Origin of the sequence: Amycolatopsis sp. CA-126428, from assembly GCF_002904335.1 — a bacterium.
Classification (GTDB): domain Bacteria; phylum Actinomycetota; class Actinomycetes; order Mycobacteriales; family Pseudonocardiaceae; genus Amycolatopsis.
The window spans coordinates 58821-78984 of record NZ_PPHF01000098.1 but is presented as its reverse complement, the minus strand read 5'-3'; the positions used below and the strand labels follow the sequence as shown (position 1 = coordinate 78984).

At 71.1% G+C, this 20164-nt stretch carries 13 protein-coding genes; 9 read left to right on the top strand and 4 right to left on the bottom strand.

Annotated elements, in window-relative coordinates; translation table 11 throughout:
• The first annotated feature begins 15 nt into the window (after window positions 1-15).
• A complete protein-coding gene (locus C2L58_RS25995; RefSeq protein ID WP_103340261.1) occupies window positions 16-753 on the top strand; it encodes a TetR/AcrR family transcriptional regulator in 738 nt (245 codons plus the stop codon).
• On the opposite strand, the gene C2L58_RS25990 is transcribed toward C2L58_RS25995, so the two are convergent.
• From C2L58_RS25990 to C2L58_RS25980, 3 genes are all read right to left on the bottom strand, one after another.
• The gene (locus C2L58_RS25990; protein WP_103340259.1) at window positions 750-1487 is read right to left on the bottom strand and encodes an SDR family oxidoreductase; all 738 of its coding nucleotides are present in this window, start codon (window positions 1485-1487) and stop codon (window positions 750-752) included. The two genes, C2L58_RS25995 and C2L58_RS25990, sit on opposite strands and share 4 nt — an antisense overlap.
• A gap of 90 nt (window positions 1488-1577) precedes the next feature.
• Window positions 1578-4418, bottom strand: coding sequence for a leucine--tRNA ligase (gene leuS / locus C2L58_RS25985; protein ID WP_103340257.1), 2841 nt, complete (start codon window positions 4416-4418; stop codon window positions 1578-1580).
• A gap of 156 nt (window positions 4419-4574) precedes the next feature.
• Window positions 4575-5735, bottom strand: a complete 1161-nt coding sequence (locus C2L58_RS25980) for an esterase-like activity of phytase family protein (RefSeq protein ID WP_103340255.1) — start codon at window positions 5733-5735, stop codon at window positions 4575-4577.
• A 66-nt stretch (window positions 5736-5801) separates the two neighbouring features.
• Between C2L58_RS25980 and C2L58_RS25975 the strand changes: the two genes are divergently transcribed.
• Entirely contained in the window at window positions 5802-6221 is a 420-nt protein-coding gene (locus C2L58_RS25975; protein ID WP_103340254.1) for an SdpI family protein, read from the top strand.
• On the opposite strand, the gene C2L58_RS25970 is transcribed toward C2L58_RS25975, so the two are convergent.
• Window positions 6218-6868: a YqgE/AlgH family protein gene (locus C2L58_RS25970; RefSeq protein WP_255410568.1), complete on the bottom strand. Its 651-nt coding sequence runs from the start codon at window positions 6866-6868 to the stop codon at window positions 6218-6220. The two genes, C2L58_RS25975 and C2L58_RS25970, sit on opposite strands and share 4 nt — an antisense overlap.
• 160 nt (window positions 6869-7028) lie before the next feature.
• On the opposite strand from C2L58_RS25970, the gene C2L58_RS25965 reads away from it, so the two are divergent.
• From C2L58_RS25965 to C2L58_RS25930, 7 genes are all read left to right on the top strand, one after another.
• Window positions 7029-8294 carry an MFS transporter gene (locus C2L58_RS25965; protein ID WP_103340251.1) on the top strand — a complete coding sequence of 422 codons (1266 nt, stop codon included), beginning with the start codon at window positions 7029-7031 and terminating at the stop codon, window positions 8292-8294.
• A gap of 142 nt (window positions 8295-8436) precedes the next feature.
• On the top strand, window positions 8437-8970 hold the full coding sequence (locus C2L58_RS25960; protein WP_103340249.1) for a YbaB/EbfC family nucleoid-associated protein: 534 nt from the start codon (window positions 8437-8439) through the stop codon (window positions 8968-8970).
• Window positions 8970-9293: a WXG100 family type VII secretion target gene (locus C2L58_RS25955; protein WP_103340247.1), complete on the top strand. Its 324-nt coding sequence runs from the start codon at window positions 8970-8972 to the stop codon at window positions 9291-9293. Before C2L58_RS25960 ends, C2L58_RS25955 begins: the two co-directional genes overlap by 1 nt.
• A gap of 9 nt (window positions 9294-9302) precedes the next feature.
• On the top strand, window positions 9303-16046 hold the full coding sequence (locus tag C2L58_RS51390) for a WXG100-like domain-containing protein (protein WP_369904243.1): 6744 nt from the start codon (window positions 9303-9305) through the stop codon (window positions 16044-16046).
• A complete protein-coding gene (locus C2L58_RS25940) occupies window positions 16046-16501 on the top strand; it encodes a hypothetical protein (protein ID WP_103340245.1) in 456 nt (151 codons plus the stop codon). Before C2L58_RS51390 ends, C2L58_RS25940 begins: the two co-directional genes overlap by 1 nt.
• Window positions 16498-17913, top strand: coding sequence for a TNT domain-containing protein (locus C2L58_RS25935; protein ID WP_233225934.1), 1416 nt, complete (start codon window positions 16498-16500; stop codon window positions 17911-17913). The genes C2L58_RS25940 and C2L58_RS25935 overlap by 4 nt, the downstream gene beginning before the upstream one ends.
• A complete protein-coding gene (locus C2L58_RS25930; protein ID WP_103340243.1) occupies window positions 17914-20157 on the top strand; it encodes an ADP-ribosylglycohydrolase family protein in 2244 nt (747 codons plus the stop codon).
• Window positions 20158-20164: the final 7 nt, after the last annotated feature.

Sequence of the window (20164 nt, the reverse complement as noted above, 5' to 3'; positions counted from 1 at the left end):
ACCTAGACTGTTCGGATGAGCCACCCCACCCGGAGGGGTCGCGCGCGTGCGGCTACCGAACAGGACATCCGGCGGACCGCCCGGAAACTGCTCGTCGAGCAGGGGCCGGAGGCGGTCACCCTGCGTGCCATCGCGCGGGAGCTGGGGATCACCGCGCCCGCGCTCTACCGGTACTACGAGTCCCGGGACGACCTCGTCGAGAACCTGCGGCTGGACGTCTGCGCCGACCTGGCCGACGACCTCGCCGAGGAGATCGCCGAGCTGCCGGACGACGGGATGCTGCAGCTGTTCGCCATCTGCAAGGGCTTCCGGCGGTGGGCGCTCACCCACACGAAGGAATTCACGCTGGTCTTCGCGTCGCCGACCGGCGGTGTCGGGTCGACGTCGGGAAGTGCGCTGAGCCGGGTCGACGAGCCGTTCGGGCGGATCTTCCTCGCCGCCGCCGGGCGGGTGCTCGCGCGGCACGACATCGTCTTGCCGTCGGCGAGCGGTGTGCCCGACGAGCTGCGGGACGACCTGAAAACCTTCCAGGAGTCGCTGGTCACCGTGCTCGTCGAGTCCGAGCAGGGCGTGCCGGTGGAGAAGATCGACCTCGGCGTGACGTACCTGATGATCCAGTTCTGGGCCCGGCTCTACGGGCACGTCACGCTCGAGGTCTTCGGCAACTACCCGATCCCGATGTCCAAACCGGACGTCCTGTTCGAAGCGATGCTCGCCGATCTTGCCCGGGAGATCGGGCTCTATTCCGGTTAGGCCGCGTGGCCGCCGTCCACGGACAACACCGCCGCCGTCACGTATGCGCTGGCCGGGGCCGCCAGGTAGGACACCGCCGCGGCCACCTCCGACGGCGACCCGTAGCGATCGAACGTCGTCAACGCGCGCTGGTCCGCCGCGTAGGGACCGTCGGCCGGGTTCATGTCCGTGTCCGTCGGGCCCGGGTGGACCAGGTTCACCGTGATGCCGCGCGGGCCCAGCTCGCGCGCCAAAGCCTTGGTCAGGCCGACCATCGCCGCCTTGCTGGTCGCGTAGAGCGCCATGCCCGGGCCGGGCACGCGATCGGTGACGCAGCTGCCGATCGTGATCACGCGGCCGCCGTCGGCCAGGACACCGGCCGCGGCCTGGGTCGCCGCGAACACGCCGCGGACGTTCACTGCCAGGACGCGGTCGACGTCCTCGAGCGCGGTCTCGGTGAAGGCGCCCACGAATCCGACGCCCGCGTTGTTCACCAGCACGTCCAGCCGGCCGAACTCCGCGACGGTCGCCGAAACCGCCGCCGACACCGCGGCCGCGTCGGCCGAATCCGCCTGGATCGCCAGGGCGCGACGGCCGAGCCCCTTGATCTGCTCGACCACCTCGGCCGCCCGCGCGGCGTTGTTCACATACGTCAGCGCGACGTCCGCGCCGTCCTCGGCGAGCCGCAGTGCGGTGGCCGCGCCGATGCCTCGGCTGCCGCCCGTCACCAGTGCCACCTTGCCGTCGAGGGTCATCCCCGGTTCTCCTTCGATCGAGCCGTTTTCGTTGACAGCTCAATCAAATCGGGGATGACCGCCGACCACCGGCGTCTTTCCGCCCTCGCGTTAGAGGACGATGTTGACCAGCCGGCCGGGCACCACGATCACCTTGCGCGGCGAGCCGTCGCCGACCATCGCCGCGACCTTCTCGTCCGCCAGCGCCGCGGCCTGGACCTCGTCCGACGACGCGGAAGCCGGGACCGTGACCCGGGAGCGGACCTTGCCGTTGACCTGGATCGGGTATTCGACCGAGTCCTCGACCAGGTACTTCTCGTCCACCACCGGGAACGGGCCCTGCACCAGCGAGTCCACGTGCCCCAGCCGGCGCCACAGCTCCTCGGCCAGGTGCGGGGCCAGCGGCGCCAGCATCAGCACCAGCGGCTCGGCCAGCTCACGCGGCGTCGACGCGGCCCCGCCGTACACCTTGGTGACGTGGTTGTTCAGCTCGATCAGCTTCGCGCCGGCCGTGTTGAACCGCATCTCCGCGTAGTCCTCGCGGACGCCCGCGATGGTCTTGTGCAGCACCTTGCGGTCCGCCTCCGAAGCGTCCTCAGTGGACACTCGCAGCTCGCTGGTCGTCTCGTCGACGACCAGGCGCCACAGCCGCTGCAGGAACCGGTGCGCACCGACGACGTCCTTCGTCGCCCAGGGGCGCGACATGGCCAGCGGGCCCATCGCCATCTCGTAGAAGCGGAACGTGTCGGCGCCGTAGTTCTCGGCCATCTCGTCCGGCGTGACGACGTTCTTCAGGCTCTTGCCCATCTTTCCGTACTCCTGGGTGACCTCTTCGTCGTCGAAGAAGTACTTCCCGTCGCGTTCCTCGACCTGCTCGGCCGGGACGTAGACGCCGCGCGCGTCCGTGTACGCGTACGCCTCGATGTAGCCCTGGTTGAACAGCTTCCGGTACGGCTCCTTGGACGTCACGTGGCCCAGGTCGAACAGCACCTTGTGCCAGAACCGCGAGTACAGCAGGTGCAGCACCGCGTGCTCGACGCCGCCGACGTACAGGTCGACGCCGCCGGTGTCGTCCGCGCCGTACTCGCCGGGCCGCGGGCCCATCCAGTACTGCTCGTTTTCCGGCGCGCAGAACGTCTCCGAGTTCGTCGGGTCGACGTAGCGCAGCTGGTACCAGCACGAACCCGCCCAGTTCGGCATCGTGTTGATGTCGCGGCGGTAGGTCTTCGGGCCGTCGCCCAGGTCCAGCTCGACCTCGACCCAGTCGGTCGCGCGGGCCAGCGGCGAAGACGGCATCGAGTCGCGGTCCTCGGGGTCGAACGTCACCGGCGAGTAGTCGGCGACCTCGGGCAGTTCGATCGGCAGCATCGACTCCGGAACGGCGTGGACTTCGCCGTCCTCGTCGTAGACCACCGGGAACGGCTCGCCCCAGTAGCGCTGGCGCGAGAACAGCCAGTCGCGCAGCTTGTACTGGACGGTCCCGATGCCGGCGCCCTTTTCGGCCAGCCAGTCGATGATCGTCTTCTTGGCCTCGGCGACGTCCATGCCGTCCAGGAAGCTCGAGTTGATCGCCGGGCCGTCACCCGTGTACGCCTTGCCGTCGAACCCTTCGGACGGCTGCACGGTCCGGATGATCTCCAGCCCGAACTTCTCGGCGAACTCCCAGTCGCGGACGTCCTGGCCGGGGACGGCCATGATCGCGCCGGTGCCGTAGCCCATCAGCACGTAGTCGGCGACGAAGATCGGGATCTGCTTGTCGTTGACCGGGTTCGTCGCGTACGCGCCGGTGAAGACGCCGGTCTTCTCCTTGTTCTCCTGGCGGTCCAGCTCGGACTTCCGCGACGCGGCGACGCGGTACTCCTTGATCGCCTCGGCGGGCGTCGCGGCGCCACCGGTCCAGCGTTCGTCGACGCCCTCGGGCCAAGCGGCCGTCGTCAGCTTGTCGACCAGCGGGTGCTCCGGCGCCAGCACCATGTAGGTCGCGCCGAACAGGGTGTCCGGCCGGGTCGTGAAGACCTCGATGCCGTCGTCACCGGAGGAGAACGTGACGCGGGCGCCGTGCGAGCGGCCGATCCAGTTCCGCTGCATGGACTTGACCTTCTCCGGCCAGTCCAGCAGGTCCAGGTCGTCGACCAGGCGATCGGCGTACGCGGTGATCCGCATCATCCACTGCCGCAGGTTGCGGCGGAAGACGGGGAAGTTGCCGCGCTCGCTGCGGCCGTCGGCGGTGACCTCTTCGTTCGACAGCACCGTGCCCAGGCCCGGGCACCAGTTGACCGGCGCTTCGGAGATGTACACCAGCCGGTGGTCGTCGATCACCTTCTTCCGCTCGGACGCGCTCAGCGCCGCCCAGTCACGGCCGTCCGGCGTCGGACGCGAGCCGTCCGCGAACGCGGCCTCCAGCTCGGCGATCGGGCGCGCCTTGCCCGCCTCGGTGTCGTACCAGGAGTTGAAGATCTGCAGGAAGATCCACTGCGTCCAGCGGTAGTACTCGGGGTCGATCGTGGAGATGCGCCGGCGTTCGTCGTGGCCCAGGCCCAGGCGCCGGATCTGGCGCAGGTAGGTCCGGATGTTCTCCTCGGTCGTCTTGCGCGGGTGCTGCCCGGTCTGGACCGCGTACTGCTCGGCCGGCAGGCCGAACGCGTCGAAGCCCATCGTGTGCAGCACGTTGCGCCCGATCATCCGGTGGTACCGGGCGAAGACGTCGGTGCTGATGAAGCCCAGCGGGTGCCCGACGTGCAGACCGGAGCCCGACGGGTACGGGAACATGTCCTGGACGAACAGCTTGTCGCTGGGCACCGGCTGCCCCTCGACGGCGAGCGGCCCGACGGGGTTGGGCGCGTGGAAGGTGCCCTGGTCGGCCCAGTGGTCCTGCCACCGCTGCTCGATCTGCCCGGCCAGCGCGGCCGTGTAGCGGTGCGCGGGGACGTCGGTCCCTGTCGCCTCAGTCATCGCCGTCATCCTTTGGTTTCGAGCCGCTCCAGAAACAACTCGACCCCTCAGCCACCAGGGCATGAGGGGTCGCCGCGCCGGCCAGGCCGGGCCTGGTCAGCGCGGCAGGCTAAGGAGCCGCCGAGCCGTGTTCATGTGCACATCGTAACTTGCTGGTCAAAGCCGTTCCGCGGGGACCGCCAGTGCGGCGAACTGGGTGACCTGGGTCGCGGAGAAGTTGTTGTCGCTGACGATGATCAAGCTCCGCTCGCCGTTCGGCAGCTTCGGGCCCCAGGTCATGCCCTCCAGGTTGTCTACTGTGGACAAGCCGAGGTCGGCCGCGTCGAAGAGGAACCGCTTCTTCACCGGCTTGACGTGCTTCGCGTCGCTCAGGGACTGGACATTCAGGACGTTCGTCGCGCCCTTGGTGTCGATCTCGTAGACGCGGACCTTGTTGCCGACGCCGGTGACGAACGAGCGTTCCATCATCAGGAACTTCGTCGGGTCGGCCTGGTCGACGGCCAGCATGGAGGACACGCCCGTGGTGGCGAACGCGCCATCGGGCACCGGTGACGCGAAAATCGGCTCCTGCGGGTAGGCGTACTGCGCGAAGACCGGACCGAACCGGGACTGCAGGGTGATCCGCGACAGCGCGCCGGCGGTCGTCGTCGGCATCGGGCCGTCCTGGAGCAGCGGACCTTCGACCTCGCTGGCCAGCAGCGAGCCGAACCCGGTGAACGTGATGCCCTCGAGCACCAGGTTCTGCCGCGGGCCCGCCGTCGGCGTCATCTTCTCGTTCGCCGGGATCGGCAGGTCACGGACGTAGGTCCCGTCGCGGCGCGCCTCGCGGACCGACGGGTCGATCAGCGTCGTCGCCGTCCGCTCGCCCTCCTGCGCCCAGTAGTAGCCGCCGGTCCACGGGTCGACGCGCAGTTCCTCGGGGTCGATCGTCTGCTCGTTCTGCGGCTTCGAGGCGTCGTTCTGCGTGAGCGGCGGGTACGGCGTGCCGTCCGGGCGCAGCAGCGGGTGGGTGCCGGTGAAGGTGACGTCGCCGACTCCGTGGGCGGTGACCGGGAACGTCGCCGTGTAGAACCGGGCCGGGTTGATCGCCGACCGGTCGTCGCAGATCAGCGCGTAGCCGCCGGTCCGGGGGTCGTAGTCGATGCTGGACAGGCCGCCGACCGTCGTGCCCTGGAACGGCAGGGCGTTCGGGACGATCTTCTCGCCGAGCAGCCGGATCGGCCGCTGGTGACTCTCGGTCGCCTCAGCCGGCGCAGCGGCGAGGATTCCCCCGATCAGGGCAGCGGTCAGGACGGTGGGCAGTACGCGCGGTGACATGGCCTGTAGCACAGTCGATCAGGGTATCCGGCAGGTTGCCGGGACGTCACGCTTATCCTTGACCTCGTGTTCGCTATCGCGCTGGTTCCGGTCGTGCTGGGTCTGCTCGTCGGTTTTGGTGGGTTCCTCGGGTTCCGTGAGCGCTTGACGCGCGAGGGCGGCACCGGGGTGCGCACGGAAGCGGCGTTGCGCAGCGAAGAAGCTTTCAAGCTGGCCAACCGCGTCGCGGGCCTGCCGACCATGGCCGGGGGCGCGATCGCCGTGCTCACCGGGCTGGCCGGCCTGGCCATGCCGACGACCGGTGGTCTCGTCTCCGCCGCGCTCGCGGGCGTGCTCGCGATGCTGGTGCTGGTCATGGGCGGTGGCGTGCTCGGCAACCGGGCCGCGCTGACCGTGCCCGCCCCGGCTCCGGCGGTGCCCGCCGGCTGCAGCGGCTGCGCGTGCGGCGCCGGCGGCTGCGGCGTCTTCAAGAAGGAAGAGGCCTAATTTCGCTGGAGGTCACCCGGGTGGGTGGCCAGTAGCGCCAGCGGGATGCCCTGGCGGCGCAGGACCTGGCTCCACAGGTCGCCGTCCGGCGAGGCCAGGATGTCGCTCGGCAGCGCGGGCACGATGACCCAGTCTTCGCGCTCGATCTCGCCGGCCAGCTGCCCGGAGTCCCAGCCCGCGTACCCGGCGAAGACGCGCACACCGCGGACCTTCGGCACCAGCGCCTCGGGATCGGTGTCCAGGTCGACCAGCGCGACCGGGCCGCGGACCGCGATCACGCCCGGCACGCTCGCCGCCGTCTCGCCGGTGCGCAGCGCGGCCAGGCACAACGCGGTCTTCTTCTCGACCGGCCCGCCGACGAACACCGCCTGCGGCTCGGCGACGTGCCCACCCCAGTTGGGCAGCACGTCGTGCACCGCGACGTCACTCGGCCGGTTCAGGACCACGCCGAGCGTGCCCTCTTCGCGATGATCGATGACGAACACCACGGTCCGGCGGAAGTTGGGGTCGACCATCGTGGGGGCGGCGACCAGGAGCGTTCCCGGTTCAACCTCGGCGTCCGCTGGCACAGACCCATGATCCCACCCTTGGCCGGGCGAATGACTTCGGCTCGGGAACAATCGCCCCAACAGCCTCGTTTGAAACATGTGGCCGGCGCACTCCGTGTCCCCCGGGCTCACTGAAGAACCGCCTTTGTGGAATACCGTCCGGCTGGAGCCACACTGCGCATAGCCGCCGAGAGGCGACCTCAGTGCGTCGGCCACCCTCTACTCTGGCCTCGTGACGATCAGCGCCCGGACGGCAACAGTGCGAAGAGGGCCGCGAGAGCTTCTCAAGGACCCCGACTTCCGACGTCTGCTCTTCACGCGCTTCGCCGCCAGCTGGGGCGACGGCGTCTTCCGCGCCGGGCTCGCTGGCGCAGTCTTGTTCAACCCCGAGCGGGCCGCCGATCCGCTGGCCATCGCGGGCGGATTCGCCGCGCTGCTGCTGCCGTATTCAGTCGTCGGGCCGTTCGCGGGCGCGCTGCTGGACCGCTGGGACCGCCGTCGCGTCCTTGTCTTCGCGAACCTCCTGCGGGGGCTGGCGATCGTCTGCGCGTCGGCCGCAGTCGGATTCGGATTCGGCGGAGTCGGGCTGTTTTCGCTGGCCCTGGCCGCGGAAGGCATCTCCCGCTTCATCGGCTCCGGCCTCTCGGCGTCGCTGCCACACGTCGTGGAGGAAGAGAGCGTCGTGACGGCGAACGCCTTCGCCACGACGCTCGGCTCGGTGGTCGCCGTGATCGGTGGCGGCTGCGCGATCGGCTTGCGGGCGCTGTTCGGCAGCAACGACATCGGATCGGCCGAGACGACCGTCTTCGCCGTCCTCGGCACCTTGGTCTCGGCGTTCATCGCGCGCGGCTTCGCCAGGGGCGTGCTCGGGCCGACGGTGGTCGACGAGCCGCCGAACCCGGTGCTCGCCGTCGCGCGGGGGCTGGCCGACGGTGCCCGGCACGCGTGGCGGGCGCCCAGTGTCACCGCCGGGTTCATCGCGCTGTTCGCGCACCGGGCGTCGTTCGGGGTGTCGCTGCTGGTCACCGTGCTGCTGATGCGCAACTACTTCACCGACCACGGCGTCTTCCGCGCCGGCCTGCCCGGGCTGGGCCAGATCGCCGCGCTCGCCGGGGCCGGCCTGCTGGTCGCCGGCCTGCTGACCGCGCGGCTGATCCGCCGGTTCGGCCGGCTGCGTGCGGTGCTCGGATCGCTGTTGTTCGCCGCGATCGCGCAGTCCGCGCTGGGGCTGCCGATGCTGCTGCCGCTGGCGCTGCTCGCGTCGTTCGTCATCAGCGGGGCCGGGCAGGTGCTCAAGCTCTGCGTCGATTCGTCCATCCAGCTCGACGTCGCCGACGAAGCCCGCGGCCGGGTGTTCGCGCTGTACGACACGCTGTTCAACATCACCCAGGTGGCGGCGGTTTCGCTGGCCGCGCTGGTGGTGCCGGACGACGGCCGTTCGCCGGGCCTGCTCATCGCCGCGACGGTCTGCTACCTCGTCGGCGGAGCCGGGTACGTGCTCGCCCGGCGGCGTGCGATTCGCTGACGCAAACACCCGAACCGGTCACGATGACTGCTCCATTGGCATTAGGGTGACGGGCAGTCATTAGTAGGTTCGAGGGACACCGGGGGCACCTGTGACCACCGCGGGCGACGACCGTGCACGGCTCGAAGCACGGAATGCCGCGATGAAGGACCAGATGGACACCCTCCTGGAGAACTTCGAGCGGCAGACCGCGCAGCTGCGCGACGCCCAGGCCGCGGCCGCCGAAACCACCGCCCAGGTCAGTTCCCCCGACGGGCTGGTCCGCGCCACCATCGACGCCGGCGGCAGCCTCGCGAAGCTCGAATTCGCCCCGAACACCTTCGAGCGCACGACCCCCGCCCAGCTCGCGAACACCGTCCAGTCGCTGGTGCGCCAGGGATCGATGCAGGTCAAGCAGAAGATCGCGGACCTGATGACGCCGATCACCGAGGGCCTGCCCGACCTCGCCGACCTGGTCGAGGGCGCGCCGTCGCTGGCCGGCCTGGTGCCGCCGATCCCGGAGTTCGTCGCGGAAGAAGCGCCGGCACCGCGACCGGAGTCGTTCGAGGACGGCGGGTCGATCCTGCGCAACGAGCAGCCGCCGGTCCCCGCGCCCAAGCCGGCCCCGAATCGCGTCCGCCCGCCGCGTGACGAGGACGAAGAGCCACCGTCGTCCTGGATGACGAGGGGCGACTGATGCCGGATGGGGGTTCCGGGTTCACCGCGGAGCCGGACGCCGTCCTGCGCGCGTCGAACGGCCTGGTGACGGCAGCCGACGCGCTCGACAACGCGGCGAAGGCACTGCAATCCGCGCTCGCGGCGCAGGGTGAGTGCTGGGGCGGCGACGACTCCGGCAAGGAGTTCGCCAAGGACTACGTGCCGGGCGCGCAGGGCGCCGTCGACGGCTTCACCAACCTCGTGCAGGGGTTGCGGGGCATGCAGCAGAACGTCGCCAAGTCGATGAAGGCCCTTTCGGGCGCCGACCAAGACGTGACGTCCCAGCTCGGCAAGGGGCAATGACGCGTGGGGATGGAAATGCCCGACGCGGTCAAGTGGCTGCTGCCGATCGTCGTCGGGGAGAGCTGGCCCGAGGGCGACGAGACCAAGCTGCGCGCCCTGCGCGACGCGTGGCACACGGCGTCGTCGGCGGTCGGCCCGGTGGCGGAGACGGGCGGCCAAGCGGCGTCCGGCATCCGCGACAACTGGACGGGTGACGGCGCCGACGCGTTCGCGGAGCAGTGGACGAAGTTCGTCGAGGGCGACGAGGCGTACTTCAAGCAGCTGGCCGACGCGGCGAAGGCCCTCGGGGATTCGTGCGACCAGACGGCACTGGACGTCGAGTACACGAAGTACATGATCATCATCTCGCTGATCGTCCTGGCGGCCCAGATCGCGGCGATGATCGCGGCGGCGGCGGTGACGTTCGGCGGCTCGACGGCGGGCATCGCGCCGGCCCAGATCGCCACCCGGATGACCGTGCAGATGCTGTTCCGGCAGCTGCTCGAGAAGCTGGCGCAGCAGGGGTTCAAGCAGGTCGCGAAGGAGCTGCTGGAGAAGCTGCTCAAGCAGGGCCTCAAGAAGATCGGCATGGAGGTCCTCAAGAACGAGGCGATCAACCTCGGCATGGACGCGGGCATCCAGGGCCTGCAGATGGCGAAGGGCGACCGCAAGGACTGGGACTGGTCGAAGACCTCGGACGCGGCGATCTCGGGCGCGGTCGGTGGAGTCGTGGGGGCGGCTTCGGGGTCTATCGGGCGTGGCGCGACCGAGGGGCTTTCGCACAGCGCGGGTGGGCAGATCGCGGACGCGGCCATGCGGGCGGGGGCGCGGGGCGCGGTCGAGGGAGTGGCCCAGACGGTCGGCCAGGCGGCGGTGACCGGGGATCTGGGGTCGTTGACGCCGGAGCAGCTGCTGATGGGGGCTTCGAGTGGGGCCGTGGGGGGCGCGGTCGGGGGCGCGAAGGAGCAGCTGCACTCGGTCCACGAGGCGAACATTCCGCGGACCGACGCCGACTCTGGTGCCTCGGGTGACTCCGGTGGGGAGTCGCGGCGGGAGACGGAGGAGTCGAGTTCGGCTTCCGAACCGGAATCCCGGGGTGAGTCGTCTTCCGAGCCGGAGTCGCGCGGGGAGTCCTCTTCGGAACCGGAGTCCCGCCGTGAGGCTGCTTCGGAGCCGGAGTCGCGCCGTGAGGCCTCCTCCGAGCCGGAATCGCGAGGGGAGGAGCCTCGCCGCGAGGCGTCACCCGCGTCGGAAGCGCGGACGGCATCCGAGCCGGACGTCCGGCGAGAGACCGAACCGCAGCAGCGTGCGGACAGCGGGCCGCAGCCGGTTTCCGAGCACCGTGCACCCGAGGTGCCGCGACCCAGCGCCGACCACGTCCAGCAGCCGACGGGCGGCGCCTCATCGCAGGGTGGCTACGGCATGGCCCCGCCACCGCAGGGCTTCGCCCCGGAACCGGGACGCCAGAGTGGCGGCGGCCGGCCCCAGGACAACGTCGGCGCGGCCGGATTCGCGGGCGGGCCGAGCCAGCCGTTCGCGGCGGAGGGCGGGACGGCACCGTTCCAGAACGGGCCATCGCCGCAGCAGGCGCCACCGCCGGGTGGATTTACGCCGCCGCCACCGGGCGGCCTGCCGAACGCCGGCGGTCCGGGACACGCGGGTGGCCCGGGTCCCCGCCCCGGCGGCCAGCCGACGCCGCAGGGCGGAGGCGACCAGCCGCGACGGGTGCCGCCGCAGGACCCTCGCCGGATGCTGCAGGGCGGTCAGCCGCCGATGCCGCAAGGCGGGTATCGGCCGGGAGGCCAGCGTCCGCACGGTGCGCAGCCTGGTGGGCAGGCGCTCCATGGGGGACAGCCGGGTGGCCGGCCGCCGCACGGAGTGCAGCCGGGCGGCCAGTCCCCGCCGGCTGCCTTCAGTCCGCAGCCGTTTCACGGCGCGCAATCGGGCGGCCAGCCGACGCACAGCGGGCAGGCCGCTCACCCACACGGCGCTCAGCCGGGCGGCCAAGCGCCGCACAACGGACAGCCCATCCAACCCGGTAGCCAGCCACCACACGGAACGCAGCCAGCGCAGTTGGGCAGCCAACCACCGCAAAACGGACAGCCAGCCCAACCCGGCGGCCAACCGCCGTACCGGGGGCAACCGCTTCAGGGTGGTGGGCAGGCGCCGGTTGGGGGGCCGGGGGTTCCGCCCGGGGCGATGCCGCCGCACGGTTTGCAGCCGGGGGTGCGGCCGCCTCAGGGTGGGGTTTCGCCGGTTGGGGCGCATGGGCAGCCGCCTCATGGTGGGGTTGCTCCGCAGGATCCGCGGCGGATGCCGCCGCAGGGTGGGCAGCGGCCGCCGGTGGGTGGGGGGCAGCGTCCCGCCGGGTATCCGAACCAGCCTCGGGGTCCGCAGGGTCCCGGGCCGCATCCCGGTGGACGGCCGCCGATGCCGCCTCCGCCAGGTGGACGGCCGCCCGGGCCGCCGCACGATCCTCGGCTGGGGGCGCCGCGGCCGGCCGGGCCGCCGCAGGTTCCGCCTCCGCGGTTCGGGCCGCCGCAGGAGCAGTTGCCGCCGCGGCCGGTGGACCGTGCGCTGGAACAGCCGCGGACGCAACGACCGTTCGAGCAGCCAGCGCAGGACCGCCCGATCCCGGCGGCCGAGCCCATGCAGCAGCCGGTGGCCGAGCAGTCGCCAGTGCGCGAAAAGCCGGTCGAGCAGCCGGGGGCCGAACACCCGACGGACCAACACCCCTCGGCCGACCCACACCCGGCCGGGCACGAACCCGCCGGTTCGCCGCGCGAGCACGACTACGGGCAGCCCGGCCCCAACGAGCCCTACCTCACCGATCCTCGCTTCCACACCGATGACCCCGCCGGGATCAGGCGGATCGAGGACACCTTCATGGACTCCGGGCACCACAGCCCGGTCGACGGCGAATGGCGGCACGAACAGGTCCGGCGCGAGGCACTCGCCAAGCGCGACCAGTGGCACCCCGGCATGTCCGACGGCGGCGCGGTCGCCGTACACGCGTACACCCGTTACGAGATGGTCGGGCCGCTCAACCACGCCCTTCGGATGGGTGGCCCCGAGCTGCCCCATCTCGCTCCGCAGGCCGCGGCGCTCGTCTCCGGGCTGAACGAACTGCCGCCCCACGAGGGCGTTGTCTCGCGACGGGTCGACTTCAAGGGTGATCTCTCGCGGCTGCAAGCCTTCCTCGCGCGGTTCCACGATGGTGCGCACATCACCGAACCGTCGTTCCTGAGCTCGTCGAAGGTCGACGCCCAGCACCCGCGGAGCAAGTTCCCCGGGGAAGTCGAGATGCGGATCCAGTCCAAGACCGGGCGGGACGTCGAGGGGCTGGCCAGCATCCCGGACGAGCGCGAAGTCCTCTTCAAGGCCGGGACGCAGTTCAAGATCACCGGCATCGAAGAAGGCCCCGGGCACCCCAACGCCGACCCGCGCCGGCCCGGCGAGCCGCACTACGTCGTGCACGCCGAAGAAATCGCTCCCGGGGAGCCGGGGCACCTCGGTGAGGCCGATGCCCGCGACGCCATCGAGCAACGCCGGGCCGAAGAACGCGCCGACGAAGCTCGCCGCCAGCGTGAAGCCGACGAAGAGCTCGAGCAGTTCTACGCCGAGCACCCCGAGTACAAGCCGAGCGGTGACCTGGCCGGCAAGCTGAACGCCTTCGACCCGCCGGGTGCCGAGCCGCTGCCCGAACGGCGGCCGCCGGCCACCGGGGAGCCGGACGGGGGCTGGTCGCGGCTCGCCGCGCCGCTCGCTCCCGGTGGGCCGCCCGTGCTGCACGCGGGGTCCGTCGAGACGCCGCAGCAGCACGCGCGGCTCGTGCGCGACGCCGTTCCCGAGCTCGGCGGGGTCAACACCCGCAACCACTACCGCCCGGACGGCCTCGAAACCGGGTACCGGACCAACGCCGCCGAGTCGATGGTCGCCTTCGAGCGGCGGATGAACGGCGAGGACGTCGTCGCCGGGCCGGCGCGGCAGCAGAGCGTCAGCGAACAGCTGGACGGGTCGTGGAGCAGCCGGGACAGCTTCGACGGCGTCGCCCGTGAGCTCGGCGAACGTCCGGTCGGTGCGCGGAGCGCCGTCGCCTTCGAGACGCCCGGCGGGGAGTCGCGGCTGGTGGCCGCCGTGCACACCGAGCACGGGGTCCTGTTCGCCGATCCCGTCAGCGGGCGGCTCGCCGAACTGCCGCCCGACGCCACCGGGATCCACTCGATGCCGCTCGGCGGCGGGGACGCGCCGCCGCCCCACGTCGCCGAGACCGAAACGATCAACGACCGGCTCAACCCGGCCCCCGGACGCCTCCCGCACGACGAGGGCTACCTCTTCGACGGCGAGCACCGCGGCACCCCGGCCGACCACGAGAGCATCCGCCGCGCGGTCGGCGACGAGGACATCTACCAGCAGATCCACGACCGCGCGCTCGCCCGCCGGGACGCCGCCGGGCTGCCGGTCACCGACGAGGGCGCCGTCGCGTTGCACGGCTACACCCGGGGCGAGTACGCCTACGACGTCAACGAGGCCCTGCGTCGCGGCCCCGGTCACCCCGGGTTCGACCTCGCGCAGCAGAACACCCGCGCGATCGTGGACGGCCTCAACCAGGTCGCGCGCGAGTCCGGCGAGACCATCCGCGCCTACGACGTCGGCGGCGACCCGCGGCTGGCCGAGCTGGTCGCCGGGCCGTACGAGCCGGGCTCGGTGGTCGTCGAGCCCGCGTTCTCGAGCGCGTCGATCAAGACCGGCGAGTTCTCGACGTCGAAGTTCGGCGACGACGTCGAGCTGCACGTGCGCTCGGACAACCTGCGCGACATCTCGAAGCTCGCCGAGAACCCGGGTGAGCGCGAATCGCTTTCGCCGCCCGGCACCCAGCTCCTGGTGCACGAAAAGCGGCTGGAGATCTCGCCCGAGGGCCGCCGCAAGTGGGTCGTCGTGGCCGAGGAGATCGGGCCCGGCCACCCGCGATATCTCGAGCCCGAGGCCGCGCAGCGGAAGATGGCCGAGCGCCGGGCCGAGAACGAGCACAACGCGGCCGAGTTCGAACGGCGCAAGCAGGCCGCGATCATGGAACGCCTCGGTGGCCTCGGCGAGCCGGAGCACGTCACCCCCCACCAGCCGTCGGTCCACGACCTGCCCGAGGCTCCGGCGGAAGCACCGCCGGCCCCGGTTTCGGTGCACGACTACTCGCGGCTGGCCCGGGCGACGAACCCGCCCGCCGAACCCGCCATCCACGCCGGCGGGACGACGCCGTCCGAGCGCGCGGCCTACGTCCAGGACCGGCACCCCCACCTGCGCGAGGTCAACCCGGGCTTCCACCAGCCGGGCGCCTTCGAAAACGGGTACGTGACGAACTGCACGCGCGGTCCCGAGGCCTATATGGACCGGCAGCGCGGCGGCGACATGACGGCCGAGCCGGTCCTGCCGCACGAGATGGGCAGCCGCGGCACGCTCGAACACCTCGAGGGCCGCTTCGGGGAGACGTTCTCCGCGCGCGACAGCTACGACGACGTCATCCGCGAGATGCGTGGCATGCCGGTCGACCACCACGCCGTGGTCGCGGTGAAGTACGAAGGCCCGAACGGGGTCGAATACGGGCACGTGGCGATGGTCGTCCACACCCGCGAGGGCGTCGCGTTCATCGACCCGCAGTCCGGCGACCTGATGCACCTGCCGCAGCCGCCGAAGAGCATCAAGCTGATGCACGTCGGCACGCCCGACGAGGTGCACGTCGGCACCGAGCACGGCACCGGGGAGCACGGCGGGTACGGAACAGCGGCACCGCACGACGCCTTCCTGGCCCGCGACGACGTCGCCGCGGCGCTCGACGGGCACGCGGACGCCGACTACATCCGCGCCCACCTGGCCGAGCACCCCGGCCTGGTGCGGGTGCTGTCCGACCCGGCCAACGACGACCTGACGCGCTCGCTGCTGGACAACCCGAAGACACTGGCCAGCCTGCTCAAGCACCCCGAGGCGATCCCGATCCTCGAGGACGCCGTCCACGAGGTGAACGAGCGCGGGTACAGCGTCGTCGACGACGTCGAGCATCAGGGCGTCGAGCCGTTCGACCCGACTCCGGAGCAGGCGGAGATTTCCGCGGACGTGGCGCTGATCGCCGGCGAAGCCGCGCCTGAAGCGCTGCGGCACGGCAGCTTCGACCCAGCACGAGCCGGTGATCCGGATTACTGCAGGCAATGGGTTGCCGAGGAACGCGAGCGCTGGCCCGAGACGCAGGGCACGCTGAACCGCATCACCGAGCGGATCGCCGGAGAGACCGATGGCCATGCGGGATTCCGGCCGGAGCCGAAGGACGACGTCCGGGCACTGGCGAAGATCGCGAAGTACGGCTGGGATGGTTCCCTGCTGCACGACCTCGTCGGCACCAAGATCCAATTCGAGCGGGTGGCGGACATGTACCGCGCGCTGGACGCGGTGCGCAACGATCCCGAGCTCACGATCGTCGACTTCACCGACCGTCTGGCCCAACCGAAGGGCAGCGGTTACCGGGATCTTCAGCTCAACGTGCGGCTACCGAACGAACATGTGGCCGAACTGCGGCTCCACCTGACGCACATCGACGAGGTGGCGTCGTACGAGCACGCCCTCTACGAGGTGCGCCGCGACTTCGAGACGCTCAGCAGGAAAGACGGGCGTGAAGGCCTCCTTTCGCCGGAGGAGGCAGCCCTCACCGCAGCGCTGACCGAACAGGTCCGAGGTCGGTTCGAGGAAGCGTTCCGGCGGGGACTGACATCCGAGGAGAGCGGCTGATGGCCTTCCGAACGCCCATGTTCTACAAGTACTACGCCCAGACCTACCGGATCGACTCGACACCCGATGGCGGATTGAAAGGCACCATCCTCAATCTCCGCACGGGGTTCTTCGAGCAAGACCAGGACAGCAGCCACATCCGCGAGCTCATCTGGTCGACCACGGAGTCGAACATCGGAGGTCCGTTCGACGAAGAGAAGTTCGTCCAGGAGACCGAAATCGAGCGGAACCACTACCTGTCCGGCGACGGCCCGATCTTCGCGCTCTACGAGACGATCAACGGGATCAACGGCACAGCGTTCCGGGAGGGCCGCCGCCGGACTCCTCAGGAGACCGCGCTGGTCCGCGCGCTCCAGACGCGCACCTTCAAGATGTGGGAAGACGAAGCCGCCCGCCGAGCCGCCGGGGAGCCGCCGTCGTTCACGGTGACCAGCCGGTTCAACGCGGGGCGATGATTCACGTGGAACATCGACTTTCGCCCGACGAACAGCGCACCCTCCTGGTGCGCCTGGGAAAGCTCGTGCGCGAGCACCGCGTCAACGCCGGCGTGCCCGCCGTCGCCGACTTCCGGCAGGTCGGGAAGCACACCGAGACCGCGGGGCACAACACGGCGATACCGGACGAGCTGGCCGACCTCTTCACCGAGCTGCGGGCCGGCATGTACACCGAGGGCCGCGGCACCTGGCTGCAAGCGCGGTTCGCCCTGAACGCGGACGGCAGCTTCGACTTCGACTTCGCGCTCGACGACGATCCGGTGTGGACCGACCCGCCCGAGCCGGCCGCCTGGCCGGAGGAGCTCGCCGCGTTCCCGCGGGCCGACGAGCACATCCCGGACTGGTGGCGGCTGCGCGCACAGCTGCCGCTGGGCGTGGTGTTCCGGCACGCCGACGTCGGCGGCCCGGACGTCGAGCGGCCACCGCTGACCGACACCGAGGTGCCGCTCGTGCTGCAGTACCTCGAGCGGGAAGCCGTCGTGCACGAAGACGGCGACGAGCGCTTCCACACCGACGGCACGTGGATCTGGTCCGAAGCGGTCCCGCTCCTGCTCGAGAAGCACGGCGTGCCGCCGGAGCCGGACCTGGTCGCGCACATCCGCCGGCACCACTTCCAGCCGCCGTACGTCGAGCCGCTGGTCCGGCGGACCGCCGAGGCGGACCTGCTGGGCAAGCCGCGGCCGAAGCCCGGCCGCGCCGACGTGAAGAAGACCGCCGGGGACGTCCTCGCCGAGCTGGAGACCACGCCGGACCCGCAGCTCGGTGACGAGGAGCTGCTGACCGTGCTGGTGCAGCGGCTCGGCGAGCACGGGGTGTGGCCCGAGGCGTACCGGGTCGGCGAGCGCGCGGACGGCGCCTGGTGCCTCAACTACACCGCCGACGGCTGGGAAGTCGCAGCTCACGCCGGTGGGAAACCGCGCGCGCCGAAGTACTTCGCCCGGCTCGAGGACGCCGCGCAGCAGCTGCTGGGCGCGTTGCTGCTGCACCCCGCGCGGATGACCGCCGGGCACGAAACCCCGCTGGAGACCGCGAAAGAGCTCGACGACTGGCCGGTGCACCCGGCGCCGGGTGAGCCTCCCCTCACCCTGCTCCGCAACAAGCGCATCACCAGGCTGGTGGCGGGTACGGTCGTCCTGCGCTTCGGCGAGGAACCCGGCAATCTCGTTCACCACGGCGAGGTACGGTTCGCCACGACGTCGCTGCCGCTCGAACGGGAGCGGCTGCGGCGGAGCTACCGGCTGAGACGCCCTCTGCACGTGATCACCGGCATCACGGTTCCGTGGGCGAACCTGCCGGGTGGCGCGGTGGCCTTCGTGCTGCCGAAGACGATCGCCGAGCACGAGTCCGACGGAAGCCTGGAGAGGATCGAGTAGGTGGAAGCGGCGGAAGCGATTGCCAAGGTCGGCCAGTGGCTGCGCGCGGTGCACGGCCCGGACGTTTCCGGCCCCGCGGGCTTGCGGGTGGACACCGAGAAGGTGCTGCGCATCCCCGAGGGCTGGTCGGTGCCCTACAACACCATCGCGGTCCTCGACGAGGGCCGGCCGGAGAAGGAGATCTTCCCGCCGCCGTCGGTCGTCGTCCGCGAGCCGGACGGCGAACTGCGCCAGGCGCACCCGCACCCGGGCGGGCTGTCGGTGCCGGTGGCCTTCCCCGGCCAGGAGAACTGGCGCGAGGTCGTCGACCCCGAGTACGTCAAGGCCGGGCTCGGCGAGCTGGGCGTGCCGCTGCAGGCCGTCGCGGGCTGGGTGAAGGTCGACGCCGAGGGCAACCAGACCGGCGAAGAGCGCGAAAACCCCGAGTACAAGGCCGGGCCGATCCGCCGCGGCTACCCGAAACCGGACAACACCCTGGAGACGCTGCTGTCGTTCGGCAGCGTCGGCTGGCTGACCCGGGAGCTGCTGCTCATCGGGCTGATCCGGTGCGAGGTGTTCGTCCCGCTCGACCTGGAGACCGGCAAGACCGACCGGTTCTACTTCGCCGAGGAGCGCAACGAGCTCAAGGTGTTCAGCTCGACCCGGCACCTGCCCTCGCGCGAGCACGGCTGGTGGAAGGTCGACGTCGCGACGCTGGCCGAGTTCGAGCACCCGCCGAACCTGGTGATCAACGGCGGCCCGACGACCATCGAGGACGTCTCCAGCGGCGAGCTCGCGGAGATCGTCAAGCGGTTCCCGCGCCACGAACCCCGCATCGACGTGCACGGCCGTTGCCCGGAGGCGGAGGAGGACCTGATCCGGGTCGCCACCGAGACCGCGGCCCGGATGGGCCTGCCGGATCCGGTGAAGCCGCCGCTCCTGGCGGCCGAGAAGGCCCGGCGGCGCGGCTTCGAGCTGACGGCCGAGGAGTGCGCGAAGACCGTGCTCGGCGAGTCCTGGCTGAAGCGGCTGAACATGCCGGAGCCGCCGCGCAGCAAGCCCAACGACCTGCGCGCGAACGGCCTGGCCCCGGCGTACGACAACGCCGGCCGCACGGTGCCGCGCCTCGACACGTTCGGCAAGTACTTCGAGCGGGACCTCGACGGCTTCCGCTACGGCTGGCAGCGCGTCACGGGCGCGTATGTCGGCTTCGCGCTCGGCGAGGCCCTCGGCGCGGCCGTCGACCGGATGATGCTGCACGACATCCACGCGAAGTTCGGCATCGAAGGCGTCACCGACCTGATCCCGGCGTTCGACCAGCCCGGCCGGATCGGCTCGCTGACCCAGCGGCTGCTCTTCTACACCGAGGCCGTCATCCGCAGCCCGCACCGCGAGCAGCCCGAATCCCGCGAGGCCGAGGCGCTGTTCCCCGACGTCGTCCGCGGGGCGCTGCAGCGCTGGCTGCGGACCCAGGGCGCGCCGATGGACGCCCTGGACGGCTGGCTCGTGCAGGTCCCGGACCTGCACGCCCGGCGGGACATCGACGACGCCGAGCTCAACGCCTACCACCAGCTCGCGACCGGGGCCGCCGGCGCGGTGCCGATGACCGGCCCGGCCGCGCTGATCTCCGCCTTGCCTGCCGCGCTGACCATGGCCGGGCCCGGCAGCGGGTTCAGCGGTGGGGCGCGGCAAGCGGTGCGCGAACTGGCCGGCGTCACCCACCCCGACGAGCCCGACCTGGCCGCCGCGACCTACCTGACCTGGCTGTTCGAGCACGCGCTGACCAAGGACGCGTTCAGCTTCCCGATCTGGAACACCAGCCGTGAGGTGCTCAACCCGGACAACCAGTTCCAGCAGGGCCCGGAGTGGACGGCGATCAAGGACATGGTCGCCGAGTCGGTGCCGTTCTTCGGCGAGCACGGGCTGCCCGACCTGCGGATACCGGAGCTGATCGGCGACGGGAAGACGACGCTGTCGGTGCTCGGACGCGCCTTCGCCGCGTTGTCGGGCTTCGAGAACTACCCGGAGCAGGCGCTGCTTCGCGCCATCAACCACTCCGGCCGCAGCGCGCTCACCGGGGCGATCGCCGGTGCCCTGCTCGGGGCGCGCACCGGCATCCCCGGGCTGCCGCAGAAGTGGGTCGACCAGCTGGAACTGCGGTACCTGGTCGAGAACACCGCTTCGGACGCCTACTGGCACTTCGACCGGCACTCGGCGCTGAGCGCGCTCGGCGACGCCTGGATCGAGCGGTACCCGCGGCATTAGCGCGAGG